The sequence below is a fragment of the Streptomyces echinoruber genome, from assembly GCF_014651135.1.
Lineage (GTDB): Bacteria > Actinomycetota > Actinomycetes > Streptomycetales > Streptomycetaceae > Streptomyces > Streptomyces echinoruber.
On sequence record NZ_BMWH01000003.1, the window covers coordinates 124003 to 141741 of the forward strand.

The following is a 17739-nucleotide window of genomic DNA, read 5'->3' on the forward strand; positions in this document are numbered from 1 at the left end:
CCTGTCCCTATGGTCCCTACGCCTCGAGCATCCCGGTCCACAGCTCGGGGAACTCCGGCATGGTCTTCGCCGTCGTCGCCACGTTCTCGATCTGCACCCCCTCCACCGCGAGGCCGATGACCGCGCCGGCCGTCGCCATGCGGTGGTCCTCGTAGGTGTGGAAGATCCCGCCGTGCAGGCGGCGCGGGCGGATGCGCAGGCCGTCGGCGGTCTCGGTGACGTCACCGCCGAGCTCGTTGATCTCCTTGGTCAGCGCGGCCAGGCGGTCCGTCTCGTGCAGCCGCAGGTGCGCCACCCCGCGCAGGGTGGAGGGGGAGTCGGCCAGGGCGGCCACGGCCGCGATGCCGGGGGTCAGCTCGCCGACGTCGCTCAGGTCCACGTCGATCCCGTGGATCTCACCCGAACCGGTGAACACCAGCCCCTGCTCGGTCAGTTCGCAGGAACCACCCATCTCGGTGAAGATCTCCCGCAGCCGGTCGCCGGGCTGGGTGGTGTGCGCCGGCCAGTCCGGAATGACGACCCGGCCGCCGGTCACCAGCGCGGCCGCCAGGAAGGGCTGCGCGTTGGACAGGTCGGGCTCGATGGTCAGGTCCCGGCCGAGCAGGGCCCCGGGGGTGACCCGCCAGACATGGGGCTCGCCGCCCGACTCGGGCGTGACCACCTGCACCCCGGCCGCGCGCAGCATGTCGACCGTCATCCGGATGTGCGGCAGCGACGGCAGCGAGGGGCCGACGTGCCGCACCTCGACGCCCTGGTTGAAGCGCGGGCCGGACAGCAGCAGCGCGGAGACGAACTGCGACGAGGCGGAGGCGTCGATCTCCACCGTCCCCCCGTCCAGCGCACCGCCGCCGTGCACCGTCATCGGCAGTCGGCCGCGGCCGTCGTCGTCGATCCGGGCACCCAGCGCGCGCAGCGCGTCGATCACGGCGTGCAGGGGACGCTCGTGCGACCGCGGGTCGCCGTCGAAGTGGACGGGACCGTCGGCGAGCGTGGCCACCGGGGGCAGGAACCGCATCACCGTGCCCGCGTTGCCCACGTCGACCGTGGCCGGGCCGTGCAGGACGGCCGGGATCACCCGCCAGAACTCGCCGGTGCCGTCGGGGCCGACCCCCTCCTCGATGCCCACGCCCATCGCACGCAGGGCCTGGGCCATCAGCAGCGTGTCGCGGGAGCGCAGCGGACGGCGCAGCCAGCCCGGCTCGGAGGCCAGCGCGGCCAGCACCAGGGCGCGGTTGGTGACCGACTTGGACCCGGGCACGTGGACCGTCGCGTCGACGGCTCCGCTCGCGTGCGGGGCGGGCCAAAGGGCGGTGTGTGCGGGGTTCGGGGCCATGGGCCCACTCTATAAGGAGGCGATTGGGCGGACCGTCCGTCGTTCGGGTGCGGCTCCGCCGCCCGGTCACAGCCCCAGCAGCCACCGGCCCCCGCCGGCCAGCGAGCTCAGCGACACCGCGTGGAACAGGAACAGCCACAGCCCCGCCGGCACGTGCGTCAGCCGCGACAACTGGTCCGCGTCGGAGTCCCCGGCGCCCCCGCGCGCCCGCTTGGCCTGCAGTTCGAACGCCGGGCGCACCCCGCCCAGCAGCAGGAACCACACCCCCGCGTACGCGAACGCGGCCTGCACCTGCGGCCCCGCCAGCCACGACACCAGCAGGAACGTGCCGCCGGTCAGGACCACGGTCAGCGCGCCGTAGGCGTTGCGGATCATCACCAGCATCGCCAGCAGCAGGGCCGTCGCCGCCCACAGCAGCAGCGTGATGCGGCCGGCGGCGAGCAGCGCGGCGCCGCCCAGGCCGAGCAGGGAGGGGGCGGTGTAGCCGGCCGCCGCGGTCAGGATCATGCCGAGGCCGTACGGCTTGCCGCGGCTGACGGTCAGGCCGCTGGTGTCGGAGTGCAGCCGTATGCCCGTCAGGGTGCGGCCGGTGAGCAGGGCGACCAGGCCGTGGCCGCCCTCGTGCGCGATGGTGATCGCGTTGCGCGCGATGCGCCACGGGCCGTGCGGGACGACGAGGACCAGCGCCGCGGCCAGGGTGGCGAGCACCACCCACAGGTCGGGGGCGGGCTGCGTGCCGGTGAGGCGGTCCCAGAGATCGGGCAGCGCGGCCGGGACGGTGCCGGCCAGGTGGGTCGGGCTGGTCGAACTGGTCGAACTGGTCGAACTGTCCATGGGGTTCGGGGTTGCTCCCTCCGGGTCGTGCGGCGTCTGGCAGGGTTGCACACATGTGCGGACGGTATGCAGCGAGTCGCAGACCCGAGGAGCTCGCAGGGGTCTTCGGGATTGAGATGGGGGTCCCCCCTGCTCGAGCGGAGCCGAGAGCTTGGGGGAGGGAGCCCGAAGAGGCCCTGGGACCCGACTACAACGTGGCGCCCACCAAGGAGGTCCCCGTCGTCCTCGACCGCCCCCTGAAGGACGCCGGCGATCCGCGGCCGGTTCGGCAGCTGCGCCGGCTGCGCTGGGGCCTCGTGCCGTCCTGGGCCAAGTCGCCCGACGGCGCCGCCCGGATGATCAACGCCCGCGCGGAGACCGTGCACGAGAAGCCGGCCTACCGGCGGGCCTTCGCCGCCCGGCGGTGCATCCTGCCCGCCGACGGCTACTACGAGTGGGTCACCGGCAAGGAGGAGCGGGACCTGGAGGTCGAGGGCAGGCGCAAGCGGCCCCGCAAGCAGCCCTACTTCGTGACACCGGCGGACGGATCGGTGTTCGCGATGGCCGGCCTGTACGAGTTCTGGCGGGACCGGACGCTGCCCGACGACCATCCGCGGGCCTGGTGGGCGACGTGCACGGTGATCACCACCGAGGCCGAGCAGACCCCCCTCGCGGTCGCCCCCGCCGAGGGGCCGCGCTCCCTGGCCGACATCCACCCCCGGATGCCGCTGATGCTCACCCCGGACCGCTGGGACGCCTGGCTGGACCCGGCGCGCACCGACCCGGACGAGCTGCGCGCCCTGCTGGCGCCCCCGCCGCCGGGTCTCCTGCGGGCCTACCCCGTCTCCACGGCGGTCAGCAACGTCCGCAACAACGGGCCGGAGCTGCTGAAGGAGCTGCCGGCGCCGGAAGAGGGCACACTCTTCTGACGTGACCTCCTCTCCCGACCCGACCCCGACCCCTGCCCCTGCCCCTGCCCCTGCCCCGGCCGCGACCGCCGACCCGGTCCCCGCCGTGAGCGAGACCGTCGACACCGACGCCGGCACCGCGCGCATCACCTGGCACCGGGCGCGGCGGTCCCGGCTCGTGCTCGCCGTGGGCCACGGCGCCGGCGGCGGCGTCGAGGCACGCGACCTCCAGGCGCTGGCGCGGGTGCTGCCCGGGCACGGGGTCACCGTCGCCCTCGTCGAGCAGCCCTGGCGGGTGGCCGGGAAGAAGGTGGCACCGGCGCCGGGGACGCTGGACGCCGGATGGCGCGGGGTGTGGCCGGCGCTCGGCGGGCCCGGGGTGCCCGTGGTGGCCGGCGGGCGCAGCGCCGGGGCCCGCGTGGCCTGCCGCACGGCCCGGGACCTGGGCGCCCGCGCCGTCCTCGCGCTGAGTTTCCCCCTGCACCCGCCCGGCAGGCCGGAGAGGTCGCGGGCGGACGAGCTGCTCGGCGCCGGCGTGCCCACCCTCGTCGTGCAGGGCGGCCGCGACCCGTTCGGCAGGCCGGAGGAGTTCCCGCGGGGGTCGTACGACCTCGTCGAGGTGCCCTGCGGCGACCACGGGTTCGCGGTGCCGAAGCGGGCGCCGCTGACGCAGGAGGAGGCCTTGCGGACTCTCACCGACGCCGTCGTGAGGTGGACCGGGACCCTCGTGTGACCGGGAAACCCGCGTGAAGGGGACCCGTGTGACCGGGGACCCCCATGTGACCGGGGAACCCGTGTGACCAGGGGCCCCATGTGACCGGGGACCCCGTGTGACCGGGGCACTCGTGTGAGGGAACGGGAATGTCGACGGCACGACCACTGTTGAGGCGAACGGACGCGCCGGCCACCGGCACGCAAACGTCTCAGGAGAGGAAGTCCGCCGCATGGGTTCGACCTACTGCCCGAGCCGTGGCAGCAACCGCGCCGGCCTGGACTGGACGGTGCTGCACACGGCCACGACCGTCCCTGCCCGGACGGCGGGCGGAGCGGATCCGCAAGCGCCTTCGAGCGCGGGTCGTCTATTCTCCGATTCTGTTGGGACCGGATTCGGTCCGACGACATCGCTGGAGGAGGTGGGTCCGGTCACCGGTACCGACGCAGGGACCGAGCACGGCCAGGCGGAACTGCCCGAGGGCCGAAGCACCGGGCTGCCCGGGAACGACGAGACGACCGCGGAGCGCAGCGCGCGCTTCGAGCGGGACGCGCTCGAGTATCTCGACCAGATGTACTCGGCGGCGCTGCGCATGACGCGCAACCCCGCCGACGCCGAGGACCTGGTGCAGGAGACCTACGCCAAGGCGTACGCGTCCTTCCACCAGTTCCGCGAGGGCACCAACCTCAAGGCGTGGCTGTACCGGATCCTGACCAACACCTTCATCAACTCGTACCGCAAGAAGCAGCGCGAGCCGCAGCGCAGCGCGGCCGAGGAGATCGAGGACTGGCAGCTCGCGCGTGCCGAGTCGCACATGTCGACGGGTCTGCGCTCCGCCGAGTCGCAGGCGCTGGACCACCTGCCCGACTCGGACGTCAAGGAGGCGCTGCAGGCGATCCCCGAGGAGTTCCGCATCGCCGTCTATCTCGCGGACGTCGAGGGCTTTGCGTACAAGGAGATCGCGGACATCATGGGGACACCCATCGGTACGGTGATGTCCCGGCTCCACCGGGGCCGCCGCCAACTGCGCGGCATGCTGGAGGACTACGCCCGTGAGCGCGGGCTCGTCCCGGCCGGTGCCGGGGAGTCGGACGAAGTGAAAGGCTCGGGATCATGAGCTGCGGACAGCCGCACGAGGTGGATTGCAGCGAGATCCTGGATCATCTCTACGAGTTCCTCGACCGTGAGATGCCGGATGCCGACTGCACCAAGTTCGAGCACCACTTCGAGGAATGCTCGCCCTGCCTGGAGAAGTACGGCCTGGAAAAGGCCGTGAAGAAGCTGGTCAAGCGGTGCTGCGGACGTGACGACGTGCCCAGCGACCTGCGGTCGAAGGTGATGCAGCGCATCGAGCTCATCCGCTCCGGCCAGGTCCCCGACAGCGACGTCCCGGCGACGCCCGTCACGCCGCAGGAGTCCTGAGCCCCGGGCCCTGAGCCCTGAGAGCGCGCCCATCCCGCGCTGGAGCGGGCGCGCCGCGCAACGCGAAAGGTGAGCGCGTCGTACGGCGCGGGCGCACCCGGCGGCCCGCGTGTGTCCGGCGGTACGGGCGCGCCCGGCGGCCCGTGTGCGTCCGACGGCCCGGATGTGTCCGGCGGCCCGGATGTGTCCGACGGCCCGGATGTGTCCGGCGGCCCGGCGGTATCCGGCCGTCATCGTCCGTGATCTCCTGTCATCACCCGAACGTGCTAATCAGCGGCTTATCGGCCCGTTTCCTCCCCCGTCCGGCCTAGGCTCCAGCCGGAACAGGGACACGGTCGGGGAGGACGGCATGGAGGCGGTACCGGCGCGGGCACGCGCGTACGTCGCCGGTGTCGCGTGCCTCGCCGTCCTGTGCGTGCTGCCCCTGCCGGCGGTGCGTCCGCCCTGGTGGGCGCTGCTGTTCCTGGCCGTGCTCCACGCCGGCTGCGAGCATGTCGCCCGGCGCCGCTTCGCCGGCACCGCCCACCCCGCCTTCGCTCCCGCCTTCCACCCCGTGCTGCTCGCCGGGGCGTTCCTGCTGCCGCCCCCCGCCGCCGCGCTCGTCGCGCTGCCGGGGGCGCTGCTGTCCCGCGTCGAGCGGCGGCCCGTGCTGCTGCGCCGGGTCTGGCGGGCCGCGCGGCTCGCCGTCGCCGTCGCCGCCGCCTCCCGGGTGCACGGGGCACTGGGCGGGCGGGACGCCGTGGCCGGCGCCGACTTCCCGTACGTCCTCGCGCCCGCCGGTGCCGCGGTCCTCGCCTTCTGCCTGGTGCTGACCGCGCTCGACGGCGGCCTCGTCGCCCTCGGCGCGGGGGCGCCGCCCCCACCCCTCGGGCCGTGGGGGAGGGCGCCGGTGCGGCGGGCCTGGCGCGGGCTGCTGCCGCGCTCCCTGGCGCCCGTCGCGGTGCACGGACTCGCCGGGCTGATGATGGCCGTGCTGTGGCGCAGCCCCTACGGGCCCCTCGCCGCGCTGCTCGTGCTGCTGCCGATGTGCGTGTCCTGGTGGGCGTCCGCCCAGTACCACCGTGAACGGGCCGCCCACCAGGCCACCATCCGCGCGCTCGTGCAGGCCGTCGACATCAAGGACGGCTACACGCGCGGGCACAGCGAGCGCGTCGGGCAGGCCTCCGTGATGATCGCCCGGGAGCTGGGCATGGACGACGAGCGCGTCGAGGTCCTCCGCTTCGCCGGCATCCTGCACGACGTGGGCAAGCTCGGCGTGCCCACGCGGATCCTGCGCAAGGACGGGCCGCTCACGCCCGAGGAGCGGCGGGTCATCGAACTGCACCCCGAGTACGGGCACGAGATCGTGCGCGGGATCTCCTTCCTCGGCGAGGCCAGGTCGGCGATCCTGCACCACCACGAGCGGCTCGACGGCAGCGGGTACCCGTACGGACTGGCGGGCGGCGAGATTCCCGAGCCGGCGCGGGTGGTCGCCGTGGCCGACGCGTTCGACGCGATGACCTCGACCCGGTCCTACCGGCGGGCGCGGCCGGTCGACGCGGCGCTGGCGGAGCTGGAGCGGTGCGCGGGGGCCCAGTTCGACCCCCGGATGGTCACGGCGCTGGTACGGGCGGTCGCACGCCGCGGGTGGTGCCCCGCGGTGACGGCGGACGAGGCCCTGCCCCCGCGCGGGGTGCCCGCGCCCGACGGCCCCGTCGCCGACCGGACGGAAGCGCACCGGTGACCCCGCGCCGGCGTCCCCACCCCCTCGTCCCCGCTGCCGTCCTCGCCGTCTCCGCCCGCCCCGCCCCGGGTGTCCTCCTGCTCCCGCTCATCCACACCTGCGCCGCCCTCCTCGCGCTCGTCTCCCTCGCCGTCACCCTCCGCCACGGCCTCGACGAGCGCCCCGTCGCCTGCGCCTTCGGGGCGCTCGTCGCCGTGGGGGAGCTGACCCGGTGGACGGGGGCCGGAGTGCGGGAGCCGGCGCCGCTGGGTGCGGCCGGGGCGCTGGCGTACGCGCTGCTCGGGGAGAACGCGGGGCGGCCGGCCGGGCACGGCGCCCTCCAGGTCGTCGCCGTGGTGGGCGCCGCCGGGCTGCTGGGCGGTGTGCCGCACGTCGCGCGCGGGCGGCCCGGCACGGCGGACCACCTGGCGCGGCGGCTGCTGACCGTGGGCTTCACCGCCGTGTGCTTCCAGCCGCTGTCCGACCAGGGGGTGCTGCGCGCCTGGCGGGGGCCCGCCTGGGCCCTGCTGCCGGCCGGGCTGCTGGCGCTGACCGCGCTGTGCGACGCCGTGCTCGCCGCGGCGCTGGCCCACGCGCGCACCCGGTGGCCGTTCGGGCCGCTGCTGCGCGAGGAGCTGCGCGCGCTGCCCGGGATCGGTTCGGCGGTGTGCGCGACCGGCGCGGTGATGGCGCCGGCGGTGGCCGTGGCCGGGCTGTGGGCGCTGCCGGTGTTCAGCCTGCCGCTGCTGCTCACCCAGGTCGCCTTCCGCCGGTACGCGGCGGTGCGCGCCACCTACCGGCAGACCATCGCCTGCCTCGCCCGCGCCACCGAGATCGCCGGGTACACCCCGCCCGGGCACGCCCGGCGGGTGGCCGCGCTGAGCCGGGCCGTGGGACGCGACCTGGGACTGGGGGAGCCCGACCTGACCGTGCTGGAGTACGCGGCGCTCATGCACGACATCGGGCAGCTCAGCCTCGTCGACCCGGTGCCCGCCGGCGCCACCGCCGGCCTGCCCGCCGCGGAGCAGCGGCGCATCGCCCTGCTCGGCGGTGCCGTCGTCCGGCAGACCGGGGCGGCCGCCGCGGTCGCCGAGGTGGTGGAGCGGCAGGCCGACCCCTATCGTGAGCAGCCGCTGCCCGCGCGGATCGTGCGGGTGGTGAACGCGTACGACGAGAAGGTGCGCCACGCGGGGCCCGGCGCCCCCCTGGAGGCGCTGGAGGAACTGCGGCTGGCGACCGCGGGGGAGTACGCCCCCGAGGTGGTGGAAGCGCTGGCCAGGGTGCTCGCGCGGGAGGGCCGGGACGGTCTGATCCCGCTCACGAGTGGGTAACCCATGGGTAATGAGCGCCCCTGAGGCCGTACGTGGTTGGATGCGGGAGAGGGTGTCCGGGGGCACGCCGGCCCACTCCGTGAGAACTGGCAGGCGGGAATCGTGAGGATCTTCGGCAAGGGACGGCACCGGCCCTGCGCCTCCTGGCGGCAGGCCACCGACCGCGCGTTCAGCCTGATCGGCGACGGGCGGTACGAGGACGCGGGTGCTCTGCTCACCCGCGCCGCCGACCTGGAGCCGTGGCGGTCGGAGTCCTGGTTCAACCTCGCCCTGCTGCACAAGTTCCGGCACGACTGGGAGCAGGCCCGGGCCGCCGGCCTCAGGGCCGTCGCGCTGCTCGACCGGGACACCGGGGCACCCGACTGGTGGAACGTCGGCATCGCCGCCACCGCCCTGCAGGACTGGCCGCTGGCCCGCCGCGCCTGGCAGGCGTATGGGCTGCGCGTGCCCGGAGGGGCCAGTGCCCCCGGTGAGCCGCTGGGCATGGAGCTGGGCAGCGGGGCCGTCCGGCTGTCGCCCGAGGGCGAGGCCGAGGTGGTGTGGGGGCGGCGGCTGGATCCGGCGCGGATCGAGGTGCTGTCCATCCCGCTGCCGTCCTCCGGGCGGCGCTGGGGCGAGGTCGTGCTGCACGACGGCGTGCCCCACGGGGAGCGGGTCACGGCCACCGGGCACGCCTACCCGGTGTTCGACGAGATCGAGCTGTGGGCGCCCTCGCCGGTGCCGACGTGGGTGGTGCTGCTGGAGGCGGCGACCGAGGCCGACCGGGACGCGCTGGAACAGCTCGCGGCCGACGCCGGGTTCGCCGCCGAGGACTGGTCGTCCTCCGTGCGGCTGCTGTGCCGGCTGTGCTCGGAGTCGCGGATGCCCTCCGACGAGGGCGACGGCGTCCCCCGGCCCGACCCGCACGACCACAGCGAGCCCGGCCACCCCGGCCCGCTCGGCCACCGCACCGACGGGCAGCTGTGGGTGCCGGAGCGCGAGTGCGGGCTGGCCGCGCCGGCCTCGCTGGTGCGGGGCCTGCTGGACGGGTGGGTCGCGGACAGCCCGGACACCCGGGACTGGCGGGACCTGGAAGAGGTCTGCTGAGCGGTCGCCGTACCCTGTATCCGCACCCTGTGCATCTTCGCAGGCACATCCCTTCGCGGGTGGCTCTCCGCGGCAGCCGGAGACCCGCGGTTTCCACACTCCTGGTCACTGAGGAAGGCGTACGTCGGTCATGGCGCAGCAGGACACCGATCAGCAGCACGCGGGCGTGCTCCCCGTCGACGACGAGGGATACGTCATCGACACGGAGGACTGCGAGGAGCGCGAGCGGGCCTGGCGCGAGCGCGGCACCTCGCGGCCGATCACCGTCGTCGGCAACCCCGTGCTGCACAAGGAGTGCCGGGACGTCACCGACTTCGGCGAGGAACTCCAGCAGTTGGTCGCGGACATGTTCGCCAGCCAGCGCACCGCCGAGGGCGTGGGCCTGGCCGCCAACCAGATCGGCGTCGATCTGAAGGTCTTCGTCTACGACTGCCCGGACGACGAGGGCGTGCGGCACGTCGGCGTGGTCTGCAACCCCAGGCTGGTCGACCTGCCCGCCGAGAAGCGCCGGCTGGACGACAGCAACGAGGGCTGCCTGTCGGTGCCGACCGCGTACGCGCCGCTCGCGCGGCCCGACTACGCGGAGGTGACCGGGCAGGACGAGCGGGGCAACCCGATCAGGGTGCGCGGCACCGGCTACTTCGCGCGCTGCCTGCAGCACGAGACCGACCACCTCTACGGCCGCCTCTACATCGACCGTCTCTCCAAGCGCGAACGCAAGGACGTGCTGCGGCAGATGGCGGAGAACGAGCCGCGCTACCCCGTCGTCGCGAACGACTGAATCCGGCTGCGCCCGGCTGGACACGACTGAATCCGGCTGCACCCGGCTGGGCATGCCTGCACCCGGCCGGGCCCGACCGGGCACGACTGGGTACGACCGGGTACGACCGGGACGGGAAAAGACCGGTGGGGCTTTTGCGCCCCGTGCCGCCGATGCGCCCGACGGGAACGTTCCCGTCGGGCGTCGTTCGTCCGTCCGTCGCACAGGTGATCCCCGTCCGGGCGTCGGATGAACCGTCAACAGCCGCACAAGGGGAGAATTCCGGCGCCCGGGGGTGGTGAGTGGTGCAAATCCGTTCCCAGAACGGTCAGTTGTGGTGCTGAATGGGGAGAGCGGGGATACGCAACGGCGCACGCCCGGCACGGAGGGGGGGAGCGTGCGCGCCCTGACGGCTGAGAGGGGTTTGCTCGTGCCTGCATTACCACACAGCGCCACACCGACAGCTCCCGCGGTCCCGCCGTCACTGGCCCTGCCGGTGATCGAGACCGCCTTTCCCCGGCAACTGCACCCGTATTGGCCGAGGCTTCAGGTGAACACCCGCACCTGGCTGCTGGAAAAACGCCTGATGCCCGCGGACAAGGTGGCCGAGTACGCCGACGGCCTGTGCTACACCGACCTGATGGCGGGCTACTACCTGGGCGCCCCCGACGCGGTGCTCCAGGCGATCGCGGACTACAGCGCCTGGTTCTTCGTCTGGGACGACCGTCACGACCGCGACATCGTGCACGGCCGGCCGGCGGCCTGGCGGCGGCTGCGGCTGGCGCTGCACACGGCCCTCGAAGCACCCCGGGCGCACCTGCACCACCACGACCCCCTGGTCGCCGGGTTCGCGGACAGCGTGCTGCGGCTGTTCTCCTTCCTGCCGCAGACGTGGAACGCGCGTTTCGCCCGCCACTTCCACGCGGTGATCGAGGCCTACGACCGGGAGTTCCGCAACCGCACCGAGGGAATCGTCCCCGGCGTCGAGGAATACCTCGCGCTGCGCCGGCTCACCTTCGCCCACTGGATCTGGACGGATCTGCTGGAACCGAGCGCGGGATGCGAACTCCCGGACGCCGTGCGCAAAAACCCGGCCTATCGGCGCGCGGCCCTGCTGAGTCAGGAATTCGCCGCCTGGTACAACGATCTCTGCTCACTGCCGAAGGAAATAGCGGGCGACGAGGTCCACAACCTCGGAATAAGTCTCATCGTGCACCGGGGAATGACGCTGGAGGAAGCGGTCGAGGAGCTCCGGCGCCGCATCGGGGAATGCGTCACGGAATTCGTCGTCGCCGAGCGGGAGGCGCTGCGTTTCGCCGACGGCCTCGAGGACGGCACGGTCCGCGGGAAGGAACTCGCCGTCGCGGTGCGGTCCTGCGTCACCAACATGCGGAACTGGTTCAGCTCCGTCTACTGGTTCCACCACGAGTCCGGGCGGTACAGGGTGGACAGCTGGGACGACCGGTCCACACCCCCGTACGTCGACAACGAAACGGCAGGTGAGAAATGACCGTCGAGTCGGCGAAGCCCGCATCCGCCGCGTCCGCGGTCCGGGAGCTGCGTGAACCGCCCCTGGCGGGCGGCGCGATGCCGCTTCTCGGCCACGGCCTGCGGCTGGCGCGCGACCCGCTGGACTTCTTCTCCCGGCTGCGCGACCACGGCGACGTCGTACGCCTGCAACTGGGCCCGAAGCCGGTGTACGCGGTCACCACGCCCGAACTGACCGGCGCGGTCGCGCTCAGCCCCGACTACATCATCGCCGGACCGCTGTGGGAGTCCCTGGAGAGCCTGCTCGGCAGGCAGGGCGTGGCCACGGCCAACGGCGCCCTGCACCGGCGGCAGCGGCGCACCATCCAGCCCGCGTTCCGGCTGGACGCGATACCCGGCTACGGGCCGGTCATGGAGGAGGAGGCGCACGCGCTCGTGGAGCGCTGGCGGTCCCTCGACGTCATCGACGCCACCCGGGAGTCGTTCCGGGTGGCCGTGCGCATCGCCGCCCGCTGCCTGATGGGCGGCACCTACACCGACGACCGCGCCGAGCGGATCTGCGCCGCGCTCGCCACCCTGTTCAGCGGCATGTACCAGCGCATGGTCATTCCGCTCGGGCCGCTCTACCGCCTGCCGTTCCCGGCCAACCGCGCCTTCAATCGGGCGCTGGCGGACCTGCACCTGCTGGTCGACGAGATCATCGCCGACCGGCGTGCCTCCGGCCGGAAACCGGACGACCTGCTGACGGCCCTGCTAAAGGCCGAGGACGACAACGGCGACCCCATCGGGGAACAGGAGATCCACGACCAGGTCATCGCGATTGTCACCCCGGGCAGCGAAACGGTCGGCTCCACCCTCATGTCGCTGCTGCAGGTATTGGCGGACCACCCGGATCACGCGGACCGCATCCGGGACGAGGTGGCAAAGGTCGTGGGCGACCGGCCCGTCGCCTTCGCGGACATCGAGAAGCTGCGGCACACCCGGAATGTGGTGATCGAGACATTACGTTTGCGTCCGGCCGTATGGATTCTTACCCGGCGGGCAGTGGCCGATACCGAGCTGGGCGGGTATCGCATTCCGGCCGGGGCCGACATCGTCTACAGCCCGTACGCGATCCAGCGTGATCCGCGGTCGTTCGACGCACACGCGGAGTTCGACCCCGACCGCTGGCTTCCGGAGCGCGCCAAGGAGGTGCCGAAATACGCCATGAGCCCGTTCAGCGTGGGAAATCGGAAGTGCCCGAGCGACCACTTCTCGATGGCCGAACTCACCCTGCTGACGGCGGCGATGGCCTCCGCCTACCGCTTCGAGCAGGCCCCCGGGTCCGATGACGCGCCGCGCATCGGCATCACGCTGCGGCCGCGCCGGCTGCTGGTGAGGGCCCTGCCGCGGTGATGGCCGGGCGCGCCCTCAGGCGGCCCGCGGTCCCCTGAAGGTGCGCCGGTAGTCGTTCGGGGTGGTGCCCAGCACCCGGTCGAACTGGTAGCGCAGCGCCGCCGCCGTGCCGAACCCGGCCCGCGCGGCGATCGCGTCCACCGTCTCGTCCGTCGCTTCCAGCAACTGCTGCGCCAGCAGCACCCGTTGGCGCAGCAGCCAGCGGTACGGCGTGGTGCCGGTCTCCTGCTGGAAGCGGCGGGCGAAGGTGCGCGGCGACATGTGGGCGCGCGCGGCGAGCTGCTCGACGGTGATCTCCCGGTCGAGGTTGCGCTCCATCCACGCCAGCACCCCGCCCACCGTGTCGCACCGCGACCTGGGCAGCGGGCGCTCGACGAACTGCGCCTGGCCGCCGTCGCGGTGCGGCGGCACCACCATCCGCCGGGCGATCTTGTTGGCGACCTCCGGTCCCTGCTCCTTGCGCACCAGGTGCAGGCAGGCGTCGATGCCGGCGGCGGTGCCGGCGGAGGTGATCACCGGGTCCTCGTCGACGTAGAGCACATCGGGTTCCACGATCGCCCGCGGGTGGCGGCGGGCCAGCTCCTTGGCCTGCTGCCAGTGCGCGGCGCACCGCCGCCCGTCCAGCAGCCCGGCCGCGCCCAGCACGAACACTCCGGAGCAGACGCTGAGCACCCGGGCGCCCCGCGCGCAGGCGTCGACCAGGGCGTCCAGCAGCTCGGGCGGATAGGTGCGGGAGGTGAAGTCGCTCCCGGCCGGCACCGCGATCAGGTCCGCCTCCCGCAGCCGGTCCAGGCCGTGGGGCGTGGAGACGGTGAAGCCGGGGACGTGGGTGCGCAGCTCGGGTCCCTCCGCGGAGACCACCGCGAAGTCGTACACCGGCAGCCCCTCGTCGCTGCGGTCGAGGCCGAACACCTCGCACAGGACGCCCAGTTCGAAGGGGTGCACGCCGTCGAGCAGGACGGCGGCGACGTTCTTCAGCATGCTGCCAGTGTGCACCGGTGGTGGCAGGAATTTGAAGGGGTACGGCAGTCCTGCCACTGTCAGGAGTGTCCTGGTCGTACGACGATTACCTCATGAACGCATTCATCGGATTCGTGACCGTCGTGATCCTGTTCCTCCTCCTCGCCGGCCCGGCGCTCGTGGGCCTGCGCCACGAGCGCCGGATCGACCGCCAGCTGCATGCGGCCCGGCAGTCCCACCGGGCCCGGCCGCCTCAGAAGTCCTCGTCCAGGTCGACGGTGCCCTCCACCGCCACCTGGTACGCCGACGGGCGCCGCTCGAAGAAGTTGGTCAGCTCCTGAACTCCCTGCAGCTCCATGAACGCGAAGGGGTTCTCCGAGCCGTACACCGGGGGGAAGCCGAGCCGCGTCAGACGCTGGTCGGCGACGCACTCGAGGTACTGCCGCATCGAGTCGGTGTTCATGCCCGGGAGGCCGTCACCGCACAGGTCGCGCGCGAACTGCAGCTCCGCCTCGACGGCCTCCCGCAGCATGTCGGTGACCTGCGCCCGCAGCGCGTCGTCGAAGAGCTCCGGCTCCTCCTTCCGCACGGTGTCCACGACGTCGAACGCGAAGCCCATGTGCATCGTCTCGTCGCGGAACACCCAGTTGGTGCCGGTCGCCAGGCCGTGCAGCAGGCCCCGGCTGCGGAACCAGTAGACGTACGCGAAGGCGCCGTAGAAGAACAGGCCCTCGATGCACGCGGCGAAGCAGATCAGGTTCAGCAGGAAGCGGCGGCGGTCGGCCCTGCTCTCCAGCCGCTCGATCCGCTCCACCGAGTCCATCCACGTGAAGCAGAACCGCGCCTTGTCGCGGATGGACGGGATGTTCTCGATCGCCGCGAAGGCCGCGGCGCGCTCCCGCGGGTCGGGGAGGTAGGTGTCCAGCAGCGTCAGATAGAACTGGACGTGCACGGCCTCCTCGAACAGCTGGCGGCTCAGGTACAGCCGCGCCTCGGGGGAGTTGACGTGCTTGTACAGCGTCAGGACGAGGTTGTTGGCGACGATCGAGTCGCCCGTCGCGAAGAACGCCACCAGCCGTCCGATCAGGTGCCGCTCGGCGGGGGTGAGCCGGGCCAGGTCGGGGACGTCGGAGTGGAGGTCGACCTCCTCCACGGTCCAGGTGTTCTTGATGGCGTCCCGGTAGCGCTCGTAGAAGGCCGGGTAGCGCATGGGGCGCAGGGTGAGCTCGAAGCCGGGGTCGAGAAGGCTTTGGGGTCGTGTCGTGTCCGTCGGCACGGAGCGCCGTCCTTCGGGGGTGGTGTTTTCAGGGGTGGTGTCTTCGGGGGTGGTGGCCGGGTGACGGGTGGGCATCACTGGCAGGCCTCGCAGGACTCGGGGTTCTCCAGGGAGCAGGCGGCCGCTTCGGCGTCCGGGGCCGGCTGCCGGCCGGGGACGGCGGCCCAGGTGGCGCGGGCGGCGCGGGCGATGCGGGTCGCCGGGCGGGAACGCAGGTAGTACGTCGTCTTCAGCCCCGACTTCCAGGCGTAGGCGTACATCGAGGAGAGCTTGCCGGTGGTCGGCGTCTCCAGGAACAGGTTCAGCGACTGGGACTGGTCCAGGAACGGGGTGCGGGCGGCGGCCAGGTCGATCAGGGCCCGCTGCGGCAGCTCCCACGCCGTGCGGTAGAGCCGCCGTACCTCCGGCGGGATCCAGGTGAGGCCCTGCACCGAGCCGTTCGCCTCGCGCAGCGCCTCGCGGGTGCGGGCGTCCCAGCGGCCGAGCCGCTTGAGGTCCTCCACCAGGTAGGAGTTGATCTGCAGGAACTCGCCGGAGAGCGTCTCGCGTTTGAACAGGTTGGACACCTGCGGCTCGATGCACTCGTGGACGCCGGCGAGGGAGGCGAGGGTGGCGGTGGGCGCGACGGCCAGCAGCAGCGCGTTGCGCAGGCCCGTCCGTGCGATCCGCGCGCGCAGCGCCGCCCAGCGCTCGGGCCAGGCGAGCTCGACGTCGTAGTGGTCGGGGTGCAGGACCCCGCGGGCGGTGCGGGTCTCCTCCCAGGCCGGCAGCGGGCCGACGGGGGTCCCGGGGATCCCGGGGGTCCCCCCTGCACCGGAGCCTGCCGAAGGTGCTGGGGGGCGTTCGGCGAGGTCGGCGGAGGTCTCGTAGGCGGCGAGCATGATCCGCTCGGCGATCCGGGTGGACAACTCCCGGGCCTCGGGGGAGTCGAAGGGCAGGCGCAGCTTGAAGAAGACGTCCTGCAGGCCCATCACGCCCAGGCCCACCGGGCGCCAGCGGGCGTTGGAGCGGGCGGCCTGCTCGGTCGGGTAGAAGTTGAGGTCGACGACACGGTCGAGGAAGGTGACGGCCGTGCGGACGGTGGCGTCCAGCCGCTCCCAGTCGACGCCGTCCTCGGTGACGAAGGCGGCGAGGTTCACCGACCCCAGGTTGCACACCGCCGTCTCCCCGTCGTCGGTGACCTCCAGGATCTCCGTGCAGAGGTTGGAGGAGTGGATGACGCGGCCCGGCACGGCCGTCTGGTTGGCGGTGCGGTTGGCGGTGTCCTTAAGGTCATCCAGCCGTTGCCGGTCTGCGCGAGCATGCGCATCATCCGGCCGTACAGGTCGCGGGCCGGGAGCGTTCTGCGCGCGAGCCCCCCGCGCTCGGCCTCCCGGTAGGCGGCGTCGAACTCCTCGCCCCACAGGTCGACCAGCTCCGGCACGTCCGACGGCGAGAACAGCGACCACTCGTCGTCGGCCTCGACCCGGCGCATGAACTCGTCCGGGACCCAGTGCGCGAGGTTGAGGTGATGGGTGCGGCGGGCGTCCTCGCCGGTGCTGTCCCGCAGCTCCAGGAACTCCTCGACGTCGGCGTGCCAGGTCTCCAGGTAGACGGCGGCCGCGCCCTTGCGCCGGCCGCCCTGGTTCACGGCGGCGACCGAGGCGTCGAGGGTCTTCAGGAACGGCACGATGCCGCCCGAGTGCCCGTTGGTGCCGCGGATCAGCGTTCCCCGGGAGCGGACGCGGGAGTAGGCGATGCCGATGCCGCCGGCGTGCTGGGAGAGGCGGGCGATGTGGTGGTAGCGCTCGTAGATCGAGTCCAGCTCGTCCCGGGGGGAGTCCAGCAGGTAGCAGGACGACATCTGCGGGTGCCGGGTGCCGGAGTTGAAGAGGGTGGGGGAGGAGGGGAGGTAGTCCAGGCGGCTCATCAGGCCGTAGAGCGCGGCCACCTCGTCCGCCGACCGGGGCGTGTCGTCCTCGGCGAGCCCGGCGGCGACCCGCAGCAGGAAGTGCTGGGGTGTTTCGATCACCTTGCGGGTGAGCGGGTGGCGCAGCAGGTAGCGGCTGTGCAGGGTGCGCAGGCCGAAGTAGCCGAAGCGGTCGTCGGCCCGGGGGTCGATCAGCGCGTCGAGCCGCCGCGCGTGCCGCCGCACGAACGCCGCCGTCCGGTCGGCGATCAGGCCCTCGCGGTGCCCCACGGCCACCGACCCGGTGAACGACGTGACGCCCTGCGAGGCCGCCTCGGCGCGGATGCCCAGGGTGAGCAGGCGGGCGGCCAGCCGCGAGTAGGCGGGGTCCTCGGGGATCAGGCCGGCGGCCGCCTCCGTGGCCAGCTCCCGCAGCTCCGTCTCGTCCGCCCGCGCGGACCGGCCGCGCAGGGCCGCCGCGGCCACCCGACCGGGGTCGGCGTCGGGAAGGTCGGCGGTCAGTTCCGTCAGGGTCCGCAGCAGCACGGCACCGGGGCCGTCGGTGTCCTGCTGCGCGGCTGCGGCCGGATCGGCCGGCACCATGGTCACGGGGGCTGTCACGGGGGCTCTCCCTCGCTCGGCACGGGGCCTCGGCGAGGGCGGGG

15 protein-coding genes and 1 pseudogene are annotated in these 17739 nt (G+C 73.2%); 11 read left to right on the top strand and 5 right to left on the bottom strand.

What is annotated here, in order from left to right:
* Nucleotides 1-16: 16 nt before the first annotated feature.
* Complete coding sequence (gene aroA / locus IE225_RS05630) at nt 17-1333, bottom strand: 3-phosphoshikimate 1-carboxyvinyltransferase (protein ID WP_190056213.1); 1317 nt, start codon at nt 1331-1333, stop codon at nt 17-19.
* A gap of 66 nt (nt 1334-1399) precedes the next feature.
* Nucleotides 1400-2167 (bottom strand): M50 family metallopeptidase, encoded by a 768-nt coding sequence (locus IE225_RS05635; protein WP_229879272.1) that lies wholly within the window; start codon nt 2165-2167, stop codon nt 1400-1402.
* A 53-nt stretch (nt 2168-2220) separates the two neighbouring features.
* Between IE225_RS05635 and IE225_RS05640 the strand changes: the two genes are divergently transcribed.
* The 10 genes from IE225_RS05640 (at nt 2221) to IE225_RS05685 (ending at nt 12950) form a co-directional block, all read left to right on the top strand.
* Nucleotides 2221-3075 carry an SOS response-associated peptidase gene (locus IE225_RS05640; RefSeq protein ID WP_190056214.1) on the top strand — a complete coding sequence of 285 codons (855 nt, stop codon included), beginning with the start codon at nt 2221-2223 and terminating at the stop codon, nt 3073-3075.
* Between the two features lie 85 nt (nt 3076-3160).
* Nucleotides 3161-3787, top strand: a complete 627-nt coding sequence (locus IE225_RS05645) for an alpha/beta hydrolase family protein (RefSeq protein WP_190056215.1) — start codon at nt 3161-3163, stop codon at nt 3785-3787.
* 400 nt (nt 3788-4187) lie between these two features.
* Complete coding sequence (gene sigR, locus IE225_RS05650; protein WP_190056216.1) at nt 4188-4883, top strand: RNA polymerase sigma factor SigR; 696 nt, start codon at nt 4188-4190, stop codon at nt 4881-4883.
* Nucleotides 4880-5188 (top strand): mycothiol system anti-sigma-R factor, encoded by a 309-nt coding sequence (gene rsrA, locus IE225_RS05655; RefSeq protein ID WP_190056217.1) that lies wholly within the window; start codon nt 4880-4882, stop codon nt 5186-5188. The genes sigR and rsrA overlap by 4 nt, the downstream gene beginning before the upstream one ends.
* A gap of 349 nt (nt 5189-5537) precedes the next feature.
* Entirely contained in the window at nt 5538-6911 is a 1374-nt protein-coding gene (locus IE225_RS05660) for an HD-GYP domain-containing protein (protein WP_190056218.1), read from the top strand.
* A gap of 77 nt (nt 6912-6988) precedes the next feature.
* The gene (locus tag IE225_RS05665) at nt 6989-8221 is read left to right on the top strand and encodes an HD-GYP domain-containing protein (RefSeq protein ID WP_229879293.1); all 1233 of its coding nucleotides are present in this window, start codon (nt 6989-6991) and stop codon (nt 8219-8221) included.
* A 102-nt stretch (nt 8222-8323) separates the two neighbouring features.
* Nucleotides 8324-9307 (top strand): tetratricopeptide repeat protein, encoded by a 984-nt coding sequence (locus IE225_RS05670; protein WP_190056220.1) that lies wholly within the window; start codon nt 8324-8326, stop codon nt 9305-9307.
* Between the two features lie 130 nt (nt 9308-9437).
* On the top strand, nt 9438-10088 hold the full coding sequence (def, locus tag IE225_RS05675) for a peptide deformylase (RefSeq protein ID WP_190056221.1): 651 nt from the start codon (nt 9438-9440) through the stop codon (nt 10086-10088).
* Between the two features lie 409 nt (nt 10089-10497).
* A complete protein-coding gene (gene cyc1, locus IE225_RS05680) occupies nt 10498-11577 on the top strand; it encodes an epi-isozizaene synthase (RefSeq protein WP_190056222.1) in 1080 nt (359 codons plus the stop codon).
* Nucleotides 11574-12950: a bifunctional albaflavenone monooxygenase/terpene synthase gene (locus IE225_RS05685; protein ID WP_190056223.1), complete on the top strand. Its 1377-nt coding sequence runs from the start codon at nt 11574-11576 to the stop codon at nt 12948-12950. Before cyc1 ends, IE225_RS05685 begins: the two co-directional genes overlap by 4 nt.
* A 15-nt stretch (nt 12951-12965) precedes the next feature.
* Here the strand turns inward: IE225_RS05685 and IE225_RS05690 are convergent, their stop codons facing one another.
* The gene (locus IE225_RS05690) at nt 12966-13931 is read right to left on the bottom strand and encodes a GlxA family transcriptional regulator (protein ID WP_190056224.1); all 966 of its coding nucleotides are present in this window, start codon (nt 13929-13931) and stop codon (nt 12966-12968) included.
* Nucleotides 13932-14023: 92 nt separating this feature from the next.
* Here IE225_RS05690 and IE225_RS05695 point away from each other — a divergent pair, with 92 nt between their 5' ends.
* Complete coding sequence (locus IE225_RS05695) at nt 14024-14251, top strand: hypothetical protein (RefSeq protein WP_190056225.1); 228 nt, start codon at nt 14024-14026, stop codon at nt 14249-14251.
* Here IE225_RS05695 and IE225_RS05700 read toward each other — a convergent pair.
* Nucleotides 14164-15120: a ribonucleotide-diphosphate reductase subunit beta gene (locus tag IE225_RS05700; protein ID WP_229879295.1), complete on the bottom strand. Its 957-nt coding sequence runs from the start codon at nt 15118-15120 to the stop codon at nt 14164-14166. The two genes, IE225_RS05695 and IE225_RS05700, sit on opposite strands and share 88 nt — an antisense overlap.
* Nucleotides 15121-15260: 140 nt before the next feature.
* A pseudogene (locus IE225_RS05705) lies at nt 15261-17683 on the bottom strand (ribonucleoside-diphosphate reductase subunit alpha).
* Nucleotides 17684-17739 lie beyond the last annotated feature (56 nt).

Bases quoted from the DNA above. Each gene is read 5' to 3' on its own strand.
- aroA (WP_190056213.1), bottom strand. From the start codon at position 1,333: ATGGCCCCGAACCCCGCACACACCGCCCTTTGGCCCGCCCCGCACGCG.
- IE225_RS05635 (WP_229879272.1), bottom strand. From the start codon at position 2,167: ATGGACAGTTCGACCAGTTCGACCAGTTCGACCAGCCCGACCCACCTG.
- IE225_RS05640 (WP_190056214.1), top strand. From the start codon at position 2,221: ATGTGCGGACGGTATGCAGCGAGTCGCAGACCCGAGGAGCTCGCAGGG.
- rsrA (WP_190056217.1), top strand. From the start codon at position 4,880: ATGAGCTGCGGACAGCCGCACGAGGTGGATTGCAGCGAGATCCTGGAT.
- IE225_RS05660 (WP_190056218.1), top strand. From the start codon at position 5,538: ATGGAGGCGGTACCGGCGCGGGCACGCGCGTACGTCGCCGGTGTCGCG.
- def (WP_190056221.1), top strand. From the start codon at position 9,438: ATGGCGCAGCAGGACACCGATCAGCAGCACGCGGGCGTGCTCCCCGTC.
- IE225_RS05685 (WP_190056223.1), top strand. From the start codon at position 11,574: ATGACCGTCGAGTCGGCGAAGCCCGCATCCGCCGCGTCCGCGGTCCGG.
- IE225_RS05690 (WP_190056224.1), bottom strand. From the start codon at position 13,931: ATGCTGAAGAACGTCGCCGCCGTCCTGCTCGACGGCGTGCACCCCTTC.
- IE225_RS05695 (WP_190056225.1), top strand. From the start codon at position 14,024: ATGAACGCATTCATCGGATTCGTGACCGTCGTGATCCTGTTCCTCCTC.
- IE225_RS05700 (WP_229879295.1), bottom strand. From the start codon at position 15,120: ATGCGCTACCCGGCCTTCTACGAGCGCTACCGGGACGCCATCAAGAAC.